Raw genomic sequence first — 20,853 nt, 5'->3', positions numbered from 1 at the left:
GGTCAGATGCAATTCTTCAGCCAGTCACAGATAGCTCAATGGCGCGACCCCACCAGACGCCGTAACTACTCCGCCAGTGCGGAAGAATTCCGCCGCGATCATCACGAGCGCCGACAACACGGGTTGATCAAACGCCACACCCGCAAATGGCGCAGCCTGCACGGCGACGCCCCGATGCCACCCCTGGCTCCACCTCGCCCCTACCGGCCGCGTCATCGCCCCACCACGGCACACCCGACCAGCTCGGCCACGCCAGACCCGGTCGGCCCGGCTGCTGTCGAGCCGATCGACTCGACCGCCTCAGGCCCGATCACCCCAGCGCCGGCCGTGCTGGATGTGCCTGCCGCAGTCCCGGCCGTACCCGATCTACCCGCCCCTGACCTGGTCAGCGTTGGGGTCATATCAGCCCGGCGCGTCGGGCCCCTCAAACCCCGGTGGGAGCGTTCAAGATCCCGCTGCCGTCCAGACCGCTCACCGGCAAAGCTCTCAGCCCACCCACCACGACGCTTCCGCCCGGAACACGCCGACGGCCCCCGACCACGCTCTGCCGCGCCCCGTTTCCAGTCCGTTGTGGAAACAATTCAACAATGGCATTACCCATCAGGGAATCGGAGGGCTACTCATAGAAACCCGCCGCAGTGCGCCGCTCGACAGGAATTGACGGCTCCTCCCTGATCTCCTGACGTCGTCTCGGGATTATCGGCGGCGATCATCTCGGCCAGATCCGCGTACTCCGGGGCCAGCTCACCGGCGGGCAGGGCGGGGTCATCCGGCTGTTCGACTCGAGGTCCGGACGTCAGGGCCGGGTCATTGTCTTCGGCGCGGAGGGTGAGCGGGCTTCTGGTCGGCGCCGGCGCCGGCGCCGGCGAACTCGCGAACGCGGCCAGCATGTTGCCCTCGATCACGGACGACACTCCGGTGGCGGTGGCGGTGGCGGTGGCGGTGGCGGTGGCGGTGGCGGTGGCGGTGGCGGTGGCCGGTAGTGCGCCATTTTCCGAGAGGAGATGTTAACGTAAACATAGATGCTCATCAACGCTTGAGTGGAGGACGCCATGGTCAGCCGGAGGACTGTTCTTTCCGCGGCGGCGGCCGGTGCTGTCGGTGGGGCGCTGGCCGGTGGGGCTGCTCGCGCGGATGCCACCATCACCGTTGATCCGGCGGCTGACTACGGTGTCTGGCAAGGGTGGGGGACATCGCTCGCCTGGTGGGCCAACGTCTTCGGTGACCGGGACGACTTCGCCGACCTCTTCTTCACCACCAAGCAGGTCGCCTACAACGGCGCCTCGCTGCCGGGGCTCGGGCTCACCATCGCGCGCTACAACCTCGGCGCCAGCAGTTTCAACGACGTCGGTGGTGAGCGGATGGTGGCCTCGCCCAACATTCCGCGGTTCAAGCAGATCGAAGGGTTCTGGCAGGACTGGCGCAACGCCGATCCGGGCTCCTCCGCGTGGAACTGGAACGCCGACGCCAAACAGCGCGCGGCGCTCGTCAAGGCCACCCAGCGCGGCGCCTCCAGCGAACTGTTCGCCAACTCGCCGATGTGGTGGATGTGTCTCAACCACAACCCGTCCGGCGCGGCCGGCGGTGGCCCCAACCTTCAGCCCTGGAACCACACGCAGCACGCCGCCCACCTCGCGATCGTCGCCCGCCGGGCCCGGGACCAGTGGGGCGTGACCTTCCGTACCGTGGATCCGTTCAACGAGCCCTCGTCGAACTGGTGGCGGGCCGACGGCACCCAGGAGGGCTGCTACATCGACGCCGGCACCCAGCGTTCCGTTCTGGCCCAACTGCGGGCCGAGCTCGACCGGCAGGGGCTCTCCGGCGTGACCATCTCCGCCTCCGACGAGACGAGCTACGACCTCGCCCGTACGACCTGGGGCAGTTTCGACGCCGCCACCAGGGCCCTCGTCGGTCAGGTCAACGTGCACGGCTACCAGGGCGGTGGCGGGCGCCGCGACCTGCTGTTCAACGACGTCCGGGCGGCCGGCAAGGTGCTGTGGAACTCCGAGACCGGCGACGGGGACGGCACCGGGCTCACCCTGGCCGCCAACCTCTGCCTCGACTGGCGCTGGCTCCACCCGACCGCCTGGTGCTACTGGCAGGTGATGGACCCCAGTGCCGGCTGGGGAGCCGTCCGGTACGACGGCGGGACGCTCACCGCCGGAGCGGTCGAGACCAAGTTGTACGTCCTCGCGCAGTTCACCCGGCACATCCGGCCCGGCATGCGGATCGTCGGCACCGGCGCCGGCAACGCCGCGGCCGCCTACGATCCCGCCGCCCGGCGCCTGGTCGTCGTCGCCGTCAACACCGGTGCCGCGCAGACCCTGACCTTCGACCTCTCCCGGTTCGCGCAGGCGGCCGGGCCGGTGGCCCGCTGGTCGACCGTTCCGGCCGGTGGCGACCGCTACACGGCGCGTTCCGATGTGCAGGTCAGTGGCAAGGCCGTACGGCTGCCGGTCCCGGCCGGATCGGTGCACACGTTGCAGATCGACGGCGTCGGATGACACTGTGGACGGTGTGACGGAACCGATGCTGGACACGAGCAGGCCGAGCAGCGCGCGGGTATGGAACTTCATCCTGGGCGGCAAGGACAACTTCGAGGTCGACCGGGCGCTGGCCGCCCAGATCCTCGAACGGTTCCCCGAGATCGCCGTGCTGGCCCGGGAGCAACGACGGTTCCTGGGCCGCGCCCTCGACTTCCTGGTGCACGAGGCGGGCGTACGCCAGTTCCTCGACATCGGCACCGGGCTGCCCACCGCCGGCAACACGCACGAGGTCGCGCAGCGCCTGGCCCCGGAGTCGCGCATCGTCTACGTCGACAACGACCCGCTCGTGCTGGCCCACGCGCGGGCCCTGCTCACCAGCAGCCCCGAGGGCGCGACCGACTACATCGACGCCAGCGTGCAGGACCCCGAGCTCATCCTGCGGGAGGCGGCGCGCACCCTCGACTTCAGCCGGCCGGTCGGGCTCGTGATGCTCGGGATCCTGGGCAACGTCGCCGACTACGACGAGGCGCGGGCCATCCTCCGGCGCCTGCTCGGCGCGTTGCCGTCCGGCAGCTATCTGGTGCTCTCCGACGGCACCGACACCAGCAGCGAGGCCCGCTCCGGCCACCAGGCGGCCAAGGACCAGGGTCACCCGTACAACGCCCGCAGCGTGGCCCAGGTCGAGGGCTACTTCGAGGGTCTCGAGCTCGTCGAGCCGGGCGTCGTCCCGATCCCGCAGTGGCGTCCCGGCGACGGCGAGGTGCCGCCGGCTACCGACGGGCGCTCGGGGGTCGGCCGGAAGCGGTGATGGCCCGGCTGATCACCTGCCGGACGGCGATGATGGCCACGATGGCCAGCAGCTGCGTGGCCAAGGTGGGCAGGGCCAGCCGCAACAGCCCGGCCGCGAGCCAGAAGTCCAGGGCCGTGCGCAGCGCGGCCCGGACGTCACGGGTGACGGCCAGCACGAGCGCGCCGCCGGCCAGTCCGGCGGCGACGCAGAACAGCGACGCGTACGCGATGAGCGTGGTCACGGCTGGGGTTCCGGCCGGGCCAGCTCGGCCCGCTCCTCTTTGATCTCGCGGGTCAGGAAGAAGTTGAGCGCGGTCCGGATCGCGGCCACGGCGGCCAGCTCGGCGATCTCCCGCAGTGTCGGCGCGATCGCCGTGCGCAGGATGTCCGAGGCGAGCTGAAATTCCAGCCCGAGGGCGAGGAATCGGCCCAGCCCCAGCCGCACCGGCACGAAGGCCTCGGCCCGCCGCTCCCGCAGCCCGACCACGACGAACCGCGCGAAGGCCACCATGGCCCCCACGAAGATGATCAGCGCGCCGGCCGCCTCGACCAGCCGCACCATCAGATCGACGGCCTCGGACAGCCACCGCTCGCTGAAGATCTCGTTCACAACCGCCAACGTACGCGCTAGTGCGGTGTCCACGAACGTTCGCCGTATGGGTTCCGGTGGTGTTGTGGATCCTCGCCCATGAGTGTGGACGAGCGACTCCCCGCCGGTGTGGGTGGGGCGGGCCTCCGCCGGCCAACTGACCCTGATGTCGCTGCCCGGGGTGGGTGGCGGCGGGGGTCACGCCGTGCTGGTCCGGCACCGGGCAGGTGTCGTCCGGCTCGACGGTGCGTGACCACTGCACTCAGGTGAGCGGGTGCGGTGGTGGTGGCGCTGCCCGGTGTTCGGGCGGCGATGGTGAACGCCGCGGCAAGGTCGCGATGCCCGGCGAACCGACAATGCCGGCAGACCATGGTCCTGCCGCGCGGTTTGGTGATCCTCTTGCGGCAGTGGGGGCAGGTCGAGGAGGTGCCGCGTTCGTCGACCAGGTGCACCCGGATCCCGGCCAGTGCGGCTTTGTCTTGCAGGATTTGCAGGGTGCGGCCGATCTGCCACTGCCGGAGCCGCAGGTTGTGCCGCCGCCCGGCCGGCAGATCGAGCACACTACGCGGGTCCCCGACGGTCAGCGTGCCGACCTGGTGTTCGACGGCCCAGCCGACCACCGTTGCGGCGGCCTCGTGCAGGGCTTGCCGCACGCGGCGGCGGTGCCGGCCTTCGGCCAGCCGGGCCCGGCGCCGGGTCTTACGCCAGCGCCGCGACCCGCGCTGCCGTTTGCTGGGTGCTCGGGTGGCGGTGGCGCGGCGGCGGGCTTTGGTGTCGGCCAGGTGCAGGCGGTGTTCGGAGCGGATGGCGCGGCCGGAGACCAGCAGGGCGTGCCCGTCGCGGGTGGCGACGGCGAACGGGTGGATGATCCCGCAATCGACCCCGGCGACGCGGGCGGGATCGGGCTGTTGCCCGGGCGGGTAGGTGGCGCTGGGTAGTTCGGCGGTGACGTCGAGGCACAGTCGGCCGTCGGCGAACAGCAGGGTCACCGACCGCACCGTCTCGGCCGGATACGGCACCAGCCGATCCAGCCGCGGCAGCAAGGGTGGGCAGCCCCGCGCGACCGGCAGCCGCAACCGGCGGCCGTGAAGGCCGAAGGTGCCGTGGTACCAGCGGATCGGCATCAATGCCCGCCGGCGGCGCGGGAACCGCACCTCGACGGCGCCAGCTTTGCGGCGGGCGGCGGCGGAGAACCACGCATCGGAGAAGCGGCGTAGCACCGACCGGGCGCCGGTGGTGTCGAGCTCGCCGAACGTGCCCGGCCCGGACTCGGCCAGCAGGCGGCACAGCTCCTGAAAGCCCGCCGCCGGGGCGTCCCCACGGCGGCGCCGCCAGCTGTTGATTTCCAGCACGCAGGCCCACGCGTCCCCGGCCGAGCGCAGCAGGCCGAAACAACGCTGCCGCTGGGCGCGGGTCAGCCGTAGTCCGATCCGGGCGGTGCGGTGCACCACCGGATCGGGGCTAGCGCCGCGACGTCTAGGCATGGAGCAAGGATGTCACGGCCGTCGAACCCGGTCAACGTTCATGGACACCGCGCTAGCCACGTTGCCCGGAGAGATGTGGCCGGCGGACGGCCGGGGTGGGGGCGGCGGCCGCCTGGCGGCGGGCGAACCAGCGGACGATCTCCAGGTAGCGGTAGCGCTGGTAGCCGGCCGGCTCGACCAGGTGGGCGTCGGCCATCGACTCCATGAGCCGTTCGGCCTCGGTCTCGGGCCGGTCCAGCAGGCGGGCCGCCGCGGCGACGGTGATCTCGGATTCGTCGGACAGGGCGACCAGCCCGAACGCCACGGCCGCGAACGGGTCGGTGGCGTGCAGGGCGGCCAGTTCCCGTTCGAACGGGGCCTCGACCAGAAGGCAGTCCTCGTGCAGGGCGACCGGCTGGCGCATCTCCACCCGCAGCCGCTCGCCGATCGCGGCGACCGACCAGGTGGGCCGGGCGGCCAGGCGTTCGGCGCCGAGGCGTACCGCCAGGGGCAGGTGTGAGCAGGCGGCGGCGAACCGCAGCGCGGCCTCGCGCTCCGCGTCGACCCGGTCGCGGCCGGCGACCCGGCGGAACAGCTCGACCGAGTCGTCCGGGTCGAAGGGCGGCACGGAGATCCAGCGTGTGATCGACGTGCCGGGGACGCGGCGGCCGCCCGTGACGATCGCGGCGCTCCCGCTTCCCGCCGGCAGGAGCACATTCAATTGCTCGGCTGTACGGGCATGGTCGAGCACGACGAGGAGGCGGCGCCCGTGCGAGACGGTCCGCCACAGCGTGGCCTGTTCCGCCGGATCGTCGGGCACCGCCACCCCGAGCGCCCGCAGGAAGCCCGGCAGCACCGCATTGTCGTTGCCGTCGCGCAGATCGGCGTAGAGCTGCCCGTCCGGGAAGCGGTGCCGGAGCCGGTGGGCCAGGTGGACGGCGAGTGTGCTGGTGCCCACCCCGCCGAGTCCGACGAGGCCGACACTGGAGGCGCTGAGACCGTCCGCGAGGAGCAACCCGGTGACCCGGTCGATCAGGTTCGCCCGCCCGACGAAGTCCCGCAGTCCCGGCGGCAGTTGCTCCGGCGAAGCGGCGACCGGCTCGTCCGTCCGCGGGGCCGGCTCGCCGCTCAGGATCAGCTGGTAGACGTCGCGCAGCGCCTGTCCCGGGTCGAGCCCGAGCTCGTCGGCGAGCAGCTCACGGACGCGCTGGAACTCGGCCACGGCCATCGCCTGCCGCCCGGTCCGGTACAGCCCGAGCATCAGCAGGGCGCTCAGGCCCTCGTCGAGGGGATGCTGCTCGACCAGCGCGCTCAACTCGGTGACGGCGGCGCCCGGATTGCCCGAGGCGACGTCGAGCGCGAGCCGCTCCTCGGTGGCGGCCCGCCGCTCCCGGTCGAGCCGGACCCGCTGGGCGGCCGCGTACGGACCCGGGACGTCGGCCAGTGCGGGCCCCCGCCACAGGCCGTCGGCATTCTGGAACGCCTGCGCCGCCTTGCACTGCTCGCCGGCCTCGCGCGCCGCGCGGGCCCGGGTCACCGCCGCCGTGAAGTCCGCCAGATCGAGCGCCCCGGGGCCGAGCCGCAGCAGGTAGCCGCCGTTGACGGTCACGATCGTGTCGGCGCCGAAGGACTGCCGCAGCCGGGAGACGTACGTCCGCAGGGTGAGCGCGCTCGTCCGGGGCGGATCCTCGCCCCACACCGCGTCGATCAGCGCCTCCAGCGTGGCCTGCCGGCCCTCCCGCAGCGCCAGCGCGGCCAGCACGGCGCGCTGCTGCGGCGTGCCGAGATCGAGCTCCTCGTCGCCCGCCCACGCCCGCACCGGACCGAGCAGCTGGATACGCAGCGCCGTCACGTCCCCCGTCATCCGACCATTGAAGCCGGTCGGCGAGCTGGGCATCTACCTTCCGTCAACTCTTTGTCGAACCGCGGGCGGCTCAATGGACCCACCGCGGCCGGCACCCACGCCGGCCCCTTTTCCGAAAAGGCCGTTACATGACCGCGTCACACTCCACCGGTGCTCCCTTCGCGGCCGACGTCGCCGCTCTGCGCGCGTCCGTCGCGGGCCCCGTCCTCCTGCCGGGGGACGAGGGTTACGCGGAAGAGATCCCGGCCTACAACCTCACCGTCGTCCACACCCCGGCCGTTGTCGTCGGCGCGACCGACGCGGAGGACATTCAGTCGGCCGTACGCTTCGCCGCCGCTCACGATCTGCCGATCGCCGTCCTCGGCGCGGGCCACGGCACCTCCGTCTCGTCGGCCGGCTCGGTGCTGATCACCACCCGCCGGCTGACCGGGCTGGCCATCGACGCGGACGCCATGACGGCCCGGGTCGAAGCCGGCGTGCGCTGGGGCGAGTTCATCGAATCGGCCGGGAAGCTGGGCGTGGGCGCGCTGAACGGGTCGTCGCCGACCGTGACAGTGGTGAGCTACACCCTCGGCGGCGGACTCGGGCCGTTCGGCCGCAAGTACGGCTACGCCGCCGACCACGTCACCGCGCTGGACGTGGTGACCGCCGACGGCGAGCTGCGGCGCGTCACCGCGGACAGCGAGCCCGACCTGTTCTGGGCGCTGCGCGGGGCGAAGGGCAACTTCGGGGTCGTCGTGGCCATCGAGTTCACCGTCTTCCCGATCACCGGGTTCTACGGCGGTGGCCTCTTCTTCCCGGGCGAGCTCGCGGGTGAGGTGCTGCACCGGTTCCGCGAGTGGACCCGGGACCTGCCGGAGGAGATGTCGGCGTCGGTCGGTTTGCTGCACCTCCCGGCCGCCCCGTTCGTGCCGGAGCCGCTGCGCGACCGGCTCGTCGCCCATCTGCGCGTCGCGTACCTCGGCGATCCGGCGGACGGGGAGGCCCTGATCGCTCCGTTCCGGCAACTGGGCACGCCGATCATCGACGCGGTCGGCCCGATGCCGTACGCGGCGGTGGCCGCGGTCCACAACGACCCGGTCGACCCGCTGCCGCTCTACGAGCACGCGGCGCTGCTCCGGGAGCTGCCCGCCGAGGCGGTCGAGACGATCCTGCGGCACGCCGGGCCGGAGGCCGATTCCCCGCTCGTGCTGGCCGAGGTGCGGCACCTGGGTGGCGCGCTCAGTCGTACCCCCGCAAGCCCCAACGCCGTCGGCAACCGTGACCGGACGCTCTACAACGTCTTCCTGGTCGCCGCGGGCGGACCGCCGGACGCCGAGGCCCTGCACGCCTGTCAGCAGCGGCTGATCGACGCGCTGGAGCCGTGGTCGACCGGCCGCCGCTACCTGAACTTCATGTTCGCGGCCGACGCCGACCCGGCGACCGCCGCCCTCGCCTACGCGCCGGACGCCTACACCCGGCTGACCGGGATCAAGCGCCGTGTCGACCCGGCCAACCTGTTCCGCGTCAACCACAACATCCCGCCCGCCGAGTGAGCCCTACCTCCGGCTGGTGCAGGAGGTCGTGGCCTTGACGGCCGGGTTGCTCTCCGAGGTGAGGGTCACGGCCGCGCGGCGGGTGTCCTTCGTCCAGACCTCCACCGCCGAGGTGTGGCCGGCGGGGACGCCGACCACCGCGCGGGGGAGGGTGGCGCCGGAGGCGGTGACACGGAAGACGTCGGCCGCCCGGCCGGTGTTGCGGACCGGGATGGTGCAGCGGGTCCAGCCGGTCCGGTCGGGGCGGGCCGTGGCCGGATAGGCGCGGACGCCCCGCGTGGCCGGGCCGGCGCCGTCGAGGGAGCGGACGGCCACCTCGTACGAGAGAACGCCCTTGCGGTCCCGCTTGCGGTCGAGGATGTAGAAGTGCAGGCGGTTGGCCGTGTCGACGTACTCGAAAGCGCTCCCGGAATTTGTGCCGGCGTGGAAGAGGGCGTCGGAGAGCTGGCGGTAGTCGCCGATCGTCATCTTCTGCGGGGTGCCGTCGGGCAGGACGAAGTCGACCTTGTCGATGTCCCGCGGATTGGCGTCGATGGTCCAGATGAAGGGAGCGGCGTCCTGGTTCTTGGTCTTGGCCAGCAGGACGCCGGAGTCGGGGGTGAACGAGTCGAAGCCCATCCGGTCGACGACCTCGAGGGTGTAGTTGTCGTAGCCGCCGCCGTCGCAGAACGGGTCGGTCGCGGTGTCGCAGGCCGGTGAGCGGTCGCCGCCGTCGAGGGTGACGTTGATGCCGCCCGACTCGACCACGCGAGCCGTCACAGTGGTCAGCACCAGACCCGACGTGGCCAGCGCGTCGCGGGACAGCCGCAGCACCGCGCCGGGGGAGGCGATGCCCAGCTTCAACTTGTTGCGCAGCATGTGCTGGGCGCCCATCGACGAGCCCGAGGTGCCGGGGATCAGCCAGCGGCTGTGCGGTCCGCCGGGCCCGTTGAAGGTGCCGCGGCTGAGCATCTCCCACGGGCCGCTGTAGTCGCGGCGGGCCGGGACGCTGTACGGGTTGTTGTAGTTGTCGCCGACGCCGAGGATGTGGCTGAACTCGTGCGCGTAGGTCGACATGCCGGAGCTCTCGGCCTGCAACGAGCTGCCCTGGGTGGCGTTGGGCCAGATGTTGGCCGAGGCCTGCCACGAGGTCCAGTCGACGTAGCGGGTGGCGTTCCAGTTCGGCAGCGCCGTGTCCGGCGGCCCCCACTCGTCGGTCACGTCCTCTTTGGTGGTGAACTTCATCGGCCCGAACTCCTGCCAGGTGGCCGACTCGTCCTGCCCGGCCGACAGGAAGAAGACGAAGTCGAACTTGGCCGCCTCGGCCTCACCGACGGCGGCGATCCAGGCGGCGCGGGCGTCGGTGCGCAGGTTGCGGTTGCAGACGTCGCCGGCCGGGCAGCCCTGGCCGCGCTGCATCTGGGCCTCGATGCCGTACTCGTGGCTGTCGGCGGGCATCTGATAGACGCCGAAGGAGCTGAGCTCGATGCCGAAGCGCCCGAGCGAGTCCTCCATCCAGTACTCGTGGATGGTGTGGCCGCGGTTGAGCGTGCCGGGCTTGTTGAGGAAGTCCCGATAGAACTGGGGAACCTCGGACCGGGTCAGATTCTGTACGCCGGACGGGTTCCCGTAGATCGTGGAGTTGGCCGGCTGGGTGACGACGAACGGCTGGTTCGGATAGTCGACGAGCACGAGGGCGCCGTTGAAGTTGCGCTCCGAGCCCTTCACGGCCGGGTCGGCCCAGTTCGTGCCCGGCACGGGCTTGTAGTCCGACCACGTCATGGTGTCGGGCAGCTCGTAGCGCTGCGGATCGACCGGCTGCGGCCCGCTCGGCTTGCTGAGCGCGGCCGCCTCGTCGACCTGCCACGGCTGGGTCTGCGGCCAGTGCCGCATCCGCCAGGGCGTGTCCGGATCGACCTCGCCGGGCGGCGCCGCCGAGGCCGGCGTGGCGGTGAGGGCGCCGGCCACAGCCAGCACCACGACGGACATTGCCGAGACCAGGCGCCGCGCACTCGTCATGAACGCCATCCTGTCGCATGAATTTATAAACCTCAATGCTCGGGAGCGCTCCCATTGGCCGTCTCCCCATGCGAGTATCTATTTACACGTGTCAATGACAAGCGTGGAAGGGCCTGGCATGAAGCTCAGCCGCATCCTGCTCGTTCTGGTACTGGCGCTGGCCGGGGGTGGGCTGGCCGGTGCGTCGGCGGCCGCCGCACCGGTGCATCGGGTCAGTTACGACAAGCACTCGCTGATGGTCGACGGGCGGCGGATTCTGGTGCAGGCGGCCGAGTTCCACTATTTCCGGCTGCCCAGCCCGGAACTGTGGCGCGACATCCTCGAGAAGGAGAAAGCGGCCGGCTTCAACGCCGTGTCGATCTACTTCGACTGGGCCTTCCACTCGCCCGCGCCCGGTGTCTACGACTTCAGCGGCGTGCGCGACGTGGACCGGCTGCTGCGGACGGCCGAGCAGGTCGGGCTCTACGTCATCGCGCGGCCGGGGCCCTACATCAACGCCGAGACCACCGGTGGCGGCTTCCCGGGGTGGCTCAAGCTCGTGCCGGGGCGGGCCCGCAGCAGCGCTCCCGGCTACACCGCCGCCTACCGCGAGTGGCTCGGGCACATCAACCCGATCATCGCCCGGCATCAGATCACCCGGGGCGGATCGGTGCTGCTCTACAACGTCGAGAACGAGTACGCGGTGAACACCGACGCCGCGTACATGCAGGATCTTCAGGACACCGCGCGCGGGCACGGCATCGACGTGCCGATCACCACCAACCTGTGCTGCGACGCCGCCTCCTGGACCTCGACCTGGGCGTCGGGGCCGGGTGCCGTGCAGATTCCGGGGGTGGACGACTATCCGCAGTCCTTCGACTGCGGCAACGCCGCGACCGTCTGGGGCGCCTGGGGGCCCGGCATCACCGAGCGGGTGCGCGAGGACGCGCCGGTCTTCGCGGCCGAGTACCAGGCGGGCGCGATCGACGTGAACAACGCCGGGTACGAGGCCTGCCGTGAGCTCACCGGCGTGGCGTACACCAGGTATTTCCCGAAGAGCAACCTGATCACGAGTGGGGCCACGGCCTTCAGTTACTACATGGGCTTCGGTGGCACCAACTGGGGCTGGCTGGCCCAGCCCAACGACGTCTACACGTCGTACGACTACGGGGCCGCCATCACCGAGTCGCGGCAGCTCACCGCGAAATACGACGAGTACAAGCGGCAGGGCTACTTCCTGCGCGCCACGGCCGGCTCGCTCACCCGCACCGACCCGGTGGCCGCGCCCCAGGCGGCCGGGCTGGAGACGCTCGCGCGGGCCAACCCGGACGACGGCGCCCAGTTCGTGCTTGTGCGCAATCCGGGGACGGCGACCGTGCCGAGCACTCTCGACTGGGGCGGCCACGCCTTTCCGGTGACGCTCGCCGGGCGCGACGCCAAGGTCCTGGTGGGTGAGTACGCCTTCGGTGGCCAGCGGCTCGTGGCATCCACCTCGGAGATCCTGACCCACGAGGCGATCGGCGGGCGGGACGTCGCGGTGCTCCACGGCGACGACGGCACACCGGGCGCGACCGTGCTGCGCTATCCGTCCCGGCCCCGGGTGACCGTCCTCGACGGCCGGGTCACGCCATCTTTCGACCCGGCGAGCGGCGACCTGCGGCTCGACTACACGCACAGCGGCCTGGCCCGGGTGCGGATCGACGGCGGCGGCCGCCGGCCGCTGCTGCTCCTGCTCGGCACCACCGGCACGGCGGCGTCGTTCTGGCGGGCCGACACCGCCGCCGGCCCGGTCCTGGTGCGTGGCACGGCCCTGCTGCGCTCGGCCACCGCGAGCCCGGGAGCGGTGGCGCTCCGCGCCGACACGGCGACGGCCGGACCGGTCGAGGTGTTCACGGCCGGGCGGGCGCTGACGGTGAACGGCGAGCGGGTCGCCACCTGGCCCACGCCGAGCGGATCGCTGCTCGGCCGCCTGCCGGGGCCACGGCCGGTCGCCCTGCCGGCGCTCACCGGCTGGCGGCAGCACGCCGAGGCGCCCGAGGCCGCTGCCGGCTTCGACGACTCCCGCTGGGCCGTGGCGGACAAGACCACGAGCCTGAGCCCCTTCGTCCCGCTCACCCAGCCGGTGCTGTTCAGCGACGAGTACGGCTTCCACACCGGCAGCGTCTGGTACCGGGGGCGGTTCACCGCCACCGGCGGCGAGACGTCCGTGTCGCTCAACGCCATCACCGGCAAGCGCGGCAACTACCTGGTCTGGTTGAACGGGCGCTATCTGGGCTCGGCGGCCGGTGGGGTCCAGGCCGACTCGGACGCGCCGGTCAACCCGTCGCCCGGTGCGGGGGAGTTCGCGGTGCCGGCCGGTCTGCTCGAGCCGGGTGCCCCGGCCGTGCTGTCGGTGCTGGTGCAGAACATGGGCCACAACGACGACTGGACGGCCGACGACAACCGGTTCCGGCAGCCTCGCGGGCTCGTCGGGGCGCGGGTCAACGGGTCGGAGGCGCCGGTGACGTGGCGGATCCAGGGCACCGCGGCGATCGATCCCGTGCGCGGCGCGCTGAACAACGGCGGCCTCTACGGTGAGCGGGCGGGCTGGAGCTTGCCCGGTCACGCCGACCAGGGCTGGCCGAGGGCCGGCACGACCGTCCCGGCCGGTGTCACCTGGTTGCGCACCGCGTTCCGGCTCGGCCTGCCGGAGGGGCAGGACACCTCGGTGCTGCTGCGTTTCCCCGGTACGCCACCGGCCGGCCACCGGGCCGTGGTCTATCTCAACGGTTGGCAGGTCGGGCAGTACGGGGCGGCCATCGGCCCGCAGACCGACTTCGTCCTGCCGGCCGGGCCGTTGCGTACGGACGGCCGGAACTCCCTGGCCATCGCCGTCATCGCCACGTCGCCCGGCGCGGTCACCATGCCCCGTCTGGCGATCGCCGGCAGCCAGCGGGGCGGGGTTAGTTGACCATGAGTTACCTAACCGTTACACGACGGGCTCTTGCTTGAAACGTGACACAGGCCCGAAGTTTGTCCAAGGACTAAACAAATATCGATGCGGGATGGCTTTTCGGCGGGCCGGACCGACCTCAAAGGACACAAGGAGATCCTGTGCCCCATCGACGCCTTCGAAAAGTGCTCACCGCCGTCCTCTCCTCCTGCGCCGTCCTGGCCGTGACGCTGATCAGCGCGCCGGCCGCCCAGGCGGCACCGGCCGCCGCGGCCGCGGACCCGTACTCGGTGCTCGTCTTCTCCAAGACCGCCGGGTTCCGGCACGACTCGATCCCGGCCGGCATCGCGGCCATCGAGAAGCTCGGCGAGGACAACGGATTCACCGTCGACACCACTGAGGACGGCGCCGCGTTCACCGACGCCAACCTCGCCAAATATCGGGCCGTCGTCTGGCTCTCGACCACCGGCGACGTGCTCGACGCGGGTCAGCAGGCCGCCTTCGAGCGCTACATCCAGGCCGGCGGCGGCTACGCCGGCATCCACGCCGCCTCCGACACCGAGTACAGCTGGCCCTGGTACGGCGAGCTGGTCGGCGCCTACTTCAACAACCACCCGGCCAACCAGCAGGCCACGGTCAAGGTCGAGGACCACGCTCACCCCTCGACCGCCCACCTGCCGGACAGCTGGTCGCGGTTCGACGAGTGGTACAACTTCCGGGCCAACCCGCGCGGCAAGGTGCACGTGCTGGCCACCCTCGACGAGACCAGCTACAGCCCGGGCACCGGCGCGATGGGCGCCGACCACCCGACGGCCTGGTGCCGCGACTACGACGGCGGCCGGACCTGGTACACCGGCGGCGGTCACACCAACGAGTCGTTCGCCGATCCGCAGTTCCTGGCCCACCTGCTCGGCGGCATCCAGACCGCGGCCGGCGTGGCCGACGCGGACTGCGGCGCCTCGCTGACCAGCAGCTTCGAGAAGGTCGCGCTCGACGGCAACACCAGCAACCCGATGGAGCTGGACATCGCCAAGGACGGCCGCGTCTTCTATGTGGAACGCGACGGTCGCGTGCAGATCATCAAGCCTGACACCGGCCGTACGGTCACCGCTGTCGACCTCGATGTCTTCACCGGCAACGAGGACGGCCTGATCGGCATCCGGCTCGACCCGGACTTCGCCACCAACGGCTGGGTCTACCTGTACTACGCCCGCAACGACGGGACGCCCCGCAACCTGTTGTCGCGCTTCACGGTCACCGGCGACACCATCGACGTGGCCAGCGAGAAGGTCGTCCTGGAGGTCGCCACGCAGCGCAACACGTGCTGCCACGCGGGCGGCAGCATGACCTTCGACCGCGACGGCAACCTCTATCTGGCCACCGGCGACAACACGAACCCGTTCGAGTCGGACGCCTACACGCCGATCGACGAGCGGGCGGGCCGGCAGGACTACGACGTCCAGCGCTCCTCGGGCAACACCAACGACCTGCGCGGCAAGGTGCTGCGGATCCATCCGGAGGACGACGGCTCGTACACCGTGCCGGCCGGCAACCTGTTCGCGCCCGGCACCGCCAAGACGCGGCCGGAGATCTACGCGATGGGCTTCCGCAACCCGTTCCGGATCGGCGTCGACCCGAAGACCAGCACCCTCTACGTCGCCGACTACGGGCCGGACGCCAGCACCACCAACCCGAACCGGGGCCCCGAGGGCACAGTGGAGTGGAACATCGTCGGCAAGCCGGGCAACTACGGCTGGCCGTACTGCACCGGCGCGAACTACGCCTACAACGACTACCAGTTCCCGTCCGGGCCGAGCGGCGCCAAGTTCGACTGCGCGGCGCCGAAGAACGATTCCCCGAACAACACCGGCCTGACCGACCTGCCGCCGGCCATCGCGGCCACCGTCGACTACGACTACGGCGGCAACCCGCGCTTCCCGGAGATCGGTGGCGGCGGCGCGCCGATGGGCGGACCGGTCTACCGGTACGACGCCGAGCTGAGCTCCGACCGCAAGTGGCCGGCCTACTACGACGGCAAGGCCATGTTCGGCGAGTGGAACCAGTCGAAGATGTACACGATGCAGGTCAGCCAGGACGGCAAGTCGCTGGTCGACATCAACCAGCTGCTGACCGGCATGAGCTTCATCCGGCCGATGGACTTCGAGTTCGGCCCGGACGGCGCCCTCTACATGATCGAGTGGGGCAGCGGCTTCGGCGGCAGCAACGACGATTCCGGCGTCTACCGGATCGACTACGTGGCCGGCGACCGGGCCCCGATCGCCGCCGCGAGCGCCACCCCGACCTCGGGCCCGGTGCCGCTGACCGCGAAGTTCTCCAGCGCCGGCTCCCGTGACCCGGACGGTGGCGCGCTCACCTACGCCTGGACGTTCGGCGACGGCGGCACCTCGGACGAGGCCAACCCGACGCACACCTACACCAAGGCCGGCAACTACAACGCGCAGCTCACCGTCACCAACCCCAAGGGGCGTACGGCGGTGGCCAACGTGCCGGTGACGGTCGGCAACACCGCTCCCACCGTCTCCATCGAGTTCCCGCCGGACGGCGGCTTCTTCGACTGGGGTGACCAGGTCAAGTACACGATCAAGGTGACCGACCCCGAGGACGGCGCCATCGAGTGCGACCGGGTGAAGCTGCAGGTGCTGCTCGGCCACGACGAGCACGCCCACCCGCTGGAGCAGCACACCGGCTGCACCGGCACCGTGCAGACCGCGCTCGCGGCCGGGCACGGCGCCGAGGCCGACGTCTTCGCGGTCTTCGAGGCGACGTACACCGACGACGGCGGCGAGGGCGGGGCGGCCGCGCTCACCGGCCGCGCCATCGAGCAGTTGCAGCCCAAGCGCAAGCAGGCCGAGTACTACACCGGCACCGGCCGGGTGGCCGGCAGCACCGGCGGCGGCGACGCCGGCGTCGTGCGGGAGACCACCACCGACCCGGCCGGCGGCGGCCAGAACATCGGCTTCATCGAGGACGGCGACTGGTGGTCGCTCGACCCGGCCAGCCTGACCGGCGTCGACTCGATCCGCTTCCGGGTGGCCTCGGCCGTCAACGGCGGCGCCATCGAGATCAGGTCGGGCGCGGCCGACGGCCCGCTGCTCGCCACGGCCACGGTGCCCGGCACGGGCGGCTGGCAGACCTGGGCCGACGTCACGGTCCCGGTGACCGCCACCGAGACGGAGTCGCTGTTCTTCGTCGCCCAGGATCCGGGCGGCGGCGCCGGATCGCTGTTCAACGTGAACTGGATGGACTTCCTCGGCCGCGGCGTCACGGAGAACGCGCCGCCGACGGTCAGCGCGGTCGCGACGCCGGCGAGCGGCACGGCGCCGGTCACCGTCGCCTTCGACGGCACGGCCACCGACGCCGAGGGGGACACCCCGCTGACGTACGCCTGGGACTTCGGCGACGGCGGCAAGGCCGACACGCTGGACGCGAGCCACACGTACCAGGTGCCGGGGAACTTCACGGCCACGCTGACCGTCACGGACAAGCGCGGCGCGAAGGCGTACGTCAATGTGCCCGTGAAGGTCGAGGCGCCGAACACGTCCTGCTTCGGGGCGCGCTCGGACGACTTCCTCGGTGACAGCCTGAACCGCACGCGGTGGTCGGTGGTCCGGGAGAACCAGACCTTCTCGGTCGGCGGCGGATCGCTGAAGTTGCCGACGATGGTGGGCGACCTCTACGGCGCCCGTAACGACGCCACCAACCTGGTGCTGCAACCGGCGCCGAGCGGGGCCTGGCAGGCCACCACGAAGATCACCCTGCCTGTCACCGCGAACTACCAGCAGGCCGGGCTCCTGGTCTACGGCGACGACGACAACTACGCCAAGCTCGATCTGCTCTACAACGGGGCCCGCACTGTCGAGTTCATCCGGGAGACGGCCGGTACGCCGCGCAACGAGAGCGGCGACAGCACCCCGGCCCCGGCCGGCGACACGTTCTACCTGCGGCTGACCAGCGACGGGACGAACCTGACGGCGGCCACGTCGGCCGACGGGCAGACGTTCACGGCGGTCGGGCGGGCGGCCGCGCTGGCCGGCATCGTCAACCCGCGGGTCGGTGTGTTCGCGCTCAACGGCGGCACCACCGCCCCGGTGGTGGACGCGGCGTTCGACTGGTTCCAGATCTCGCCCGACGCGCCGGCCGAGCCGGTGGCCCCGTCGGACGAGTTCACCGGCACGACGCTCGACAAGTGCCGGTGGAACGCGGTCGTCCGGGAGGACGCGACGGCGTACAGGATCGCCGATGGGTCCTTGCGGATCGACACCCCGGCCGGTGACATCTACGGCGGGGGCAACACCGCGCCGAAGAACTTCATCCTGCAGAACGCGCCGTCGGGCGACTGGACCGTGGAGACGAAGGTCGACGGGAGCGCGCTGAACGAGCGGTACCAACAGGCCGGCCTGATCGTCTACGGCGACGACGACAACTACGTCAAGCTCGACTACGTCCTCGACAACGAGGCCGGGCAGGCGGCGAGCCGGCGCATCGAGTTCCGCAGCGAGATCGGGGCGGCGGTGCAGGATCCGCAGCCTCAGTCCGGCAACCTGACGTCGGGGGTGTGGCACCTGCGGCTGGCCAAGGCCGGTAACACCTACACGGCGTCCTACTCGGCCGACGGCACGACGTGGACGTCGTTCCCGGCGCTGACCAACGCGGCCGTCTCCAAGGTCGGCATCTACAGCATCGGCACCGACCAGACCGCGGCCAAGACGGTGGCGTTCGACTACTTCCGTCTGACCGCCGCCAACGCCGACACCACGGCCCCGGTGACCGCGGCGTCGGTCTCCGGCACCCCGGTCGACGGCTGGCACACGGGAGACGTCACGGTCACCCTCGCGGCCACCGACGCCGGCGGCGTCGAGAAGACCGAGTACCAGGTCGACAACGCGACGGCCTGGACCGCCTACACCGCGCCGATTCCGGTCACCGGTGACGGGTCGCACGAGGTGCGGTTCCGTTCCACCGACAAGGCCGGCAACGTGGAGGCGGCCAAGTCGGTCGCGGTGAAGATCGACAGCACGGCGCCGCTGACGTCGGCGTCGTTCGCCCCGGCGAACGACAACGGCTGGCACGCCGGGGCCATCCCGGTCACGCTGACCGCGGCCGACGCCGGGTCGGGGGTCGGCAAGGTGGAGTGGTCGCTGGACGGCGGCGCGTGGACTCCGTACACCTCGCCCGTGGACGTCAAGGGTGACGGCCAGCACGAGCTGCTCTACCGCTCCACCGACAAGGCGGGAAACGCGGAAACCCTCAAATCCGCTGTCGTACGGATCGACGGGGCCAAGCCGACACTGCTGGTGGCCGGGGTGGCGCACGGTCAGCTCTACGGCGACAGCCAGGACGTGCGCATCTCGTGGCAGGCGGTCGACCCGACCTCCGGCGTCCAGAGCACCAGCGCGACGCTGAACGGTCAGGCGTACACGAACGGCGCCCTGCTGGCGCTGTACGAGCTGCCGCTCGGTCTGCACGACCTGACGGCGACCGCTGTCGACAAGGCGGGCAACCGCACGACGACCACGGTCCAGTTCTACGTCACCACCTCGTTCCGGGACATGCAGAACCTGCTGGACCGGTTCAAGGCGACCAGCCGGCTCTCGGCCAAGGCCCACAAGGACCTGACCAAGAAGCTGGACGCGGCCCGCAAGTCCGAGGCCGCGGGCAAGGACGACAAGGCCATCAAGGAGCTGAACGCGTTCAAGACTGCGGTTGTCTCTCAGGCGACTGAGGCCGACGTCCGGAACACGCTGCTCCGCGACGCCGACGCGATGATCGTCCGCCTCGGCGGCACGGCCAGCGCGGCCGGCGTCAAGGCGAACGACGGCAAGCTGCTGAAGGGAGCCGGCCGCCTCGGCGGCGACCCGACCCGGATCGCCGCGAAGCGCTGACGCTGGGAGGGCCCGTCCGTCGCCGGGCGGGCCCTCTCCGTGTTCTACGAGGACGTCAGACGGGCCGCGAACCGCTCGGCGATGTCGCGGTCGAGGGCGTCCGGCACCGGCTGCACGCCGTGGCCGACCGTGCCGGTGGCGATCGCGGCCAGCGACGCCGCCTGCAGGGTCAGACCCAGATCCATGGCCTCGATCGGGTTGCCGCCCGCCGCGACCAGGTTGATCATGCGGGTCCCGGCCAGCACGATGACGCGGCGGCCGTCGGCGAGCAGATGCTCGCGGTGGTGGGACCCGGTGTCGGGGCCGGGTGTGCCGAGCAGACCCAGATCCACCTCGTCGCCGCGGTGGCCGACGCCGGCCAGGACCACGCCGTCGCGGAGGCGCTCGATCTGCGCCGGCCCGAGCACGTGGGGCCGCCCGGTGGCCAGGAAGACCAGGTCGGCGCCGGGAAGCAGCTCCTCCACCGGCCCGGTTCCGTGGCCCTCCAGGGCGGCTTCGAGACTGCGGTACGGGTCGACCTCGGCCACCGACACCCGCGCCCCGAGCAGGCGCAGCGTCTGGGCCACCCCACGCCCGCACGGGCCGTAGCCGACGACCACGGCGTTCGCGCCCGGGAGCATGCGGTTGGTGGCGTTCATGAAGCCCTGCACCACGCTCTGCCCGACCCCGAAACGGTTCTCGACCAGCTGCTTGAGCGGGCTGTCGTTGATCACCACGACCGGGAACGGCACATCGGAGTGGCCGCCCTCGCGCAGTCGCAGACCGCCCGTGGTCGTCTCCTCGGTGCCGCCCCGGAAACTGCTCGGGACGCCGCGGGCCAGCAGGCCGAGGGTCAGGTCGGCGCCGTTGTCGAGCAGCAGGTCCGGTTCGAGGTCGAGCACCTGGGCGACCTGCGGGTCGTCGTCACCGGCGTACACCTCGACGCCGATCGCCCGCAGCGCCTCGGCCACCTCGGGCTTGGTCGTGCCGGGCGAACCGGTCAGGCGCACATGGGCGCCGGCCCGGACCAGGAGGGTGGCCAGGACGGCGGTCTTCGGTTCGATATGAAGGCACATTCCCAGACGTACGCCTGCGAAAGCGTCCCCGGACCGGCCCATCGTCTCGTGCAGCAGAGGCATGTGGGCGGCGGCCCAGCGCACGGCCGGGTGTTCGTACGAGGACAGCAAGGACTCAGAAATCACGTCGGTTGTCTTTCAGTAGTCGGCGGGCAGGGTGGAGGCCGGCCCGAGCTACTGGTAGAAGTCCATGCGGTACGAGTGGTCACCGAACACGGCCCGGCGCCGCAGAGGGCACACGCCGGGCGTCGAGGTCATGC

12 protein-coding genes are annotated in these 20,853 nt (G+C 71.4%); 5 read left to right on the top strand and 7 right to left on the bottom strand.

Features of this window, described 5'->3' with window-relative positions; all coding sequences use genetic code 11:
• Positions 1-620: 620 nt before the first annotated feature.
• Entirely contained in the window at positions 621-905 is a 285-nt protein-coding gene (locus tag ACQP2X_RS34905; RefSeq protein ID WP_498689207.1) for a hypothetical protein, read from the bottom strand.
• Positions 906-1,052: 147 nt separating this feature from the next.
• Between ACQP2X_RS34905 and ACQP2X_RS34900 the strand changes: the two genes are divergently transcribed.
• Together ACQP2X_RS34900 and ACQP2X_RS34895 are read left to right on the top strand one after the other, a co-directional pair.
• A complete protein-coding gene (locus tag ACQP2X_RS34900; protein ID WP_498689205.1) occupies positions 1,053-2,504 on the top strand; it encodes a glycoside hydrolase in 1,452 nt (483 codons plus the stop codon).
• 13 nt (positions 2,505-2,517) lie between these two features.
• A complete protein-coding gene (locus tag ACQP2X_RS34895) occupies positions 2,518-3,294 on the top strand; it encodes an SAM-dependent methyltransferase (RefSeq protein WP_498689202.1) in 777 nt (258 codons plus the stop codon).
• On the opposite strand, the gene ACQP2X_RS34890 is transcribed toward ACQP2X_RS34895, so the two are convergent.
• The 4 genes from ACQP2X_RS34890 to ACQP2X_RS34875 all read right to left on the bottom strand — a co-directional run bounded on the left by ACQP2X_RS34890 (position 3,257) and on the right by ACQP2X_RS34875 (position 7,191).
• Positions 3,257-3,517: a hypothetical protein gene (locus tag ACQP2X_RS34890; protein ID WP_498689200.1), complete on the bottom strand. Its 261-nt coding sequence runs from the start codon at positions 3,515-3,517 to the stop codon at positions 3,257-3,259. The two genes, ACQP2X_RS34895 and ACQP2X_RS34890, sit on opposite strands and share 38 nt — an antisense overlap.
• Complete coding sequence (locus tag ACQP2X_RS34885) at positions 3,514-3,837, bottom strand: DUF1622 domain-containing protein (RefSeq protein ID WP_498701107.1); 324 nt, start codon at positions 3,835-3,837, stop codon at positions 3,514-3,516. Before ACQP2X_RS34885 ends, ACQP2X_RS34890 begins: the two co-directional genes overlap by 4 nt.
• Positions 3,838-3,902: 65 nt before the next feature.
• Entirely contained in the window at positions 3,903-5,348 is a 1,446-nt protein-coding gene (locus ACQP2X_RS34880; protein ID WP_498689198.1) for an RNA-guided endonuclease InsQ/TnpB family protein, read from the bottom strand.
• A 52-nt stretch (positions 5,349-5,400) separates the two neighbouring features.
• Positions 5,401-7,191 (bottom strand): AfsR/SARP family transcriptional regulator, encoded by a 1,791-nt coding sequence (locus tag ACQP2X_RS34875; RefSeq protein WP_498689196.1) that lies wholly within the window; start codon positions 7,189-7,191, stop codon positions 5,401-5,403.
• 128 nt (positions 7,192-7,319) lie between these two features.
• On the opposite strand from ACQP2X_RS34875, the gene ACQP2X_RS34870 reads away from it, so the two are divergent.
• Positions 7,320-8,726, top strand: a complete 1,407-nt coding sequence (locus ACQP2X_RS34870) for an FAD-binding oxidoreductase (protein ID WP_498689195.1) — start codon at positions 7,320-7,322, stop codon at positions 8,724-8,726.
• Positions 8,727-8,729: 3 nt separating this feature from the next.
• On the opposite strand, the gene ACQP2X_RS34865 is transcribed toward ACQP2X_RS34870, so the two are convergent.
• Positions 8,730-10,724 carry a M6 family metalloprotease domain-containing protein gene (locus tag ACQP2X_RS34865; protein ID WP_498689192.1) on the bottom strand — a complete coding sequence of 665 codons (1,995 nt, stop codon included), beginning with the start codon at positions 10,722-10,724 and terminating at the stop codon, positions 8,730-8,732.
• Between the two features lie 118 nt (positions 10,725-10,842).
• Between ACQP2X_RS34865 and ACQP2X_RS34860 the strand changes: the two genes are divergently transcribed.
• On the top strand, positions 10,843-13,653 hold the full coding sequence (locus tag ACQP2X_RS34860) for a beta-galactosidase (protein WP_498689190.1): 2,811 nt from the start codon (positions 10,843-10,845) through the stop codon (positions 13,651-13,653).
• Positions 13,654-13,796: 143 nt separating this feature from the next.
• Entirely contained in the window at positions 13,797-19,538 is a 5,742-nt protein-coding gene (locus ACQP2X_RS34855) for a ThuA domain-containing protein (RefSeq protein ID WP_498689189.1), read from the top strand.
• A gap of 44 nt (positions 19,539-19,582) precedes the next feature.
• On the opposite strand, the gene ACQP2X_RS34850 is transcribed toward ACQP2X_RS34855, so the two are convergent.
• Positions 19,583-20,719 (bottom strand): adenosylhomocysteinase, encoded by a 1,137-nt coding sequence (locus ACQP2X_RS34850; protein ID WP_498689187.1) that lies wholly within the window; start codon positions 20,717-20,719, stop codon positions 19,583-19,585.
• Positions 20,720-20,853: the final 134 nt, after the last annotated feature.

The organism is Actinoplanes sp. CA-131856, assembly GCF_050956135.1.
In the GTDB taxonomy this organism is placed as follows: domain Bacteria; phylum Actinomycetota; class Actinomycetes; order Mycobacteriales; family Micromonosporaceae; genus Actinoplanes.
The sequence above is the reverse complement of the archived record's forward strand: the minus strand, read 5'-3'. Positions and strand labels throughout refer to the sequence as shown.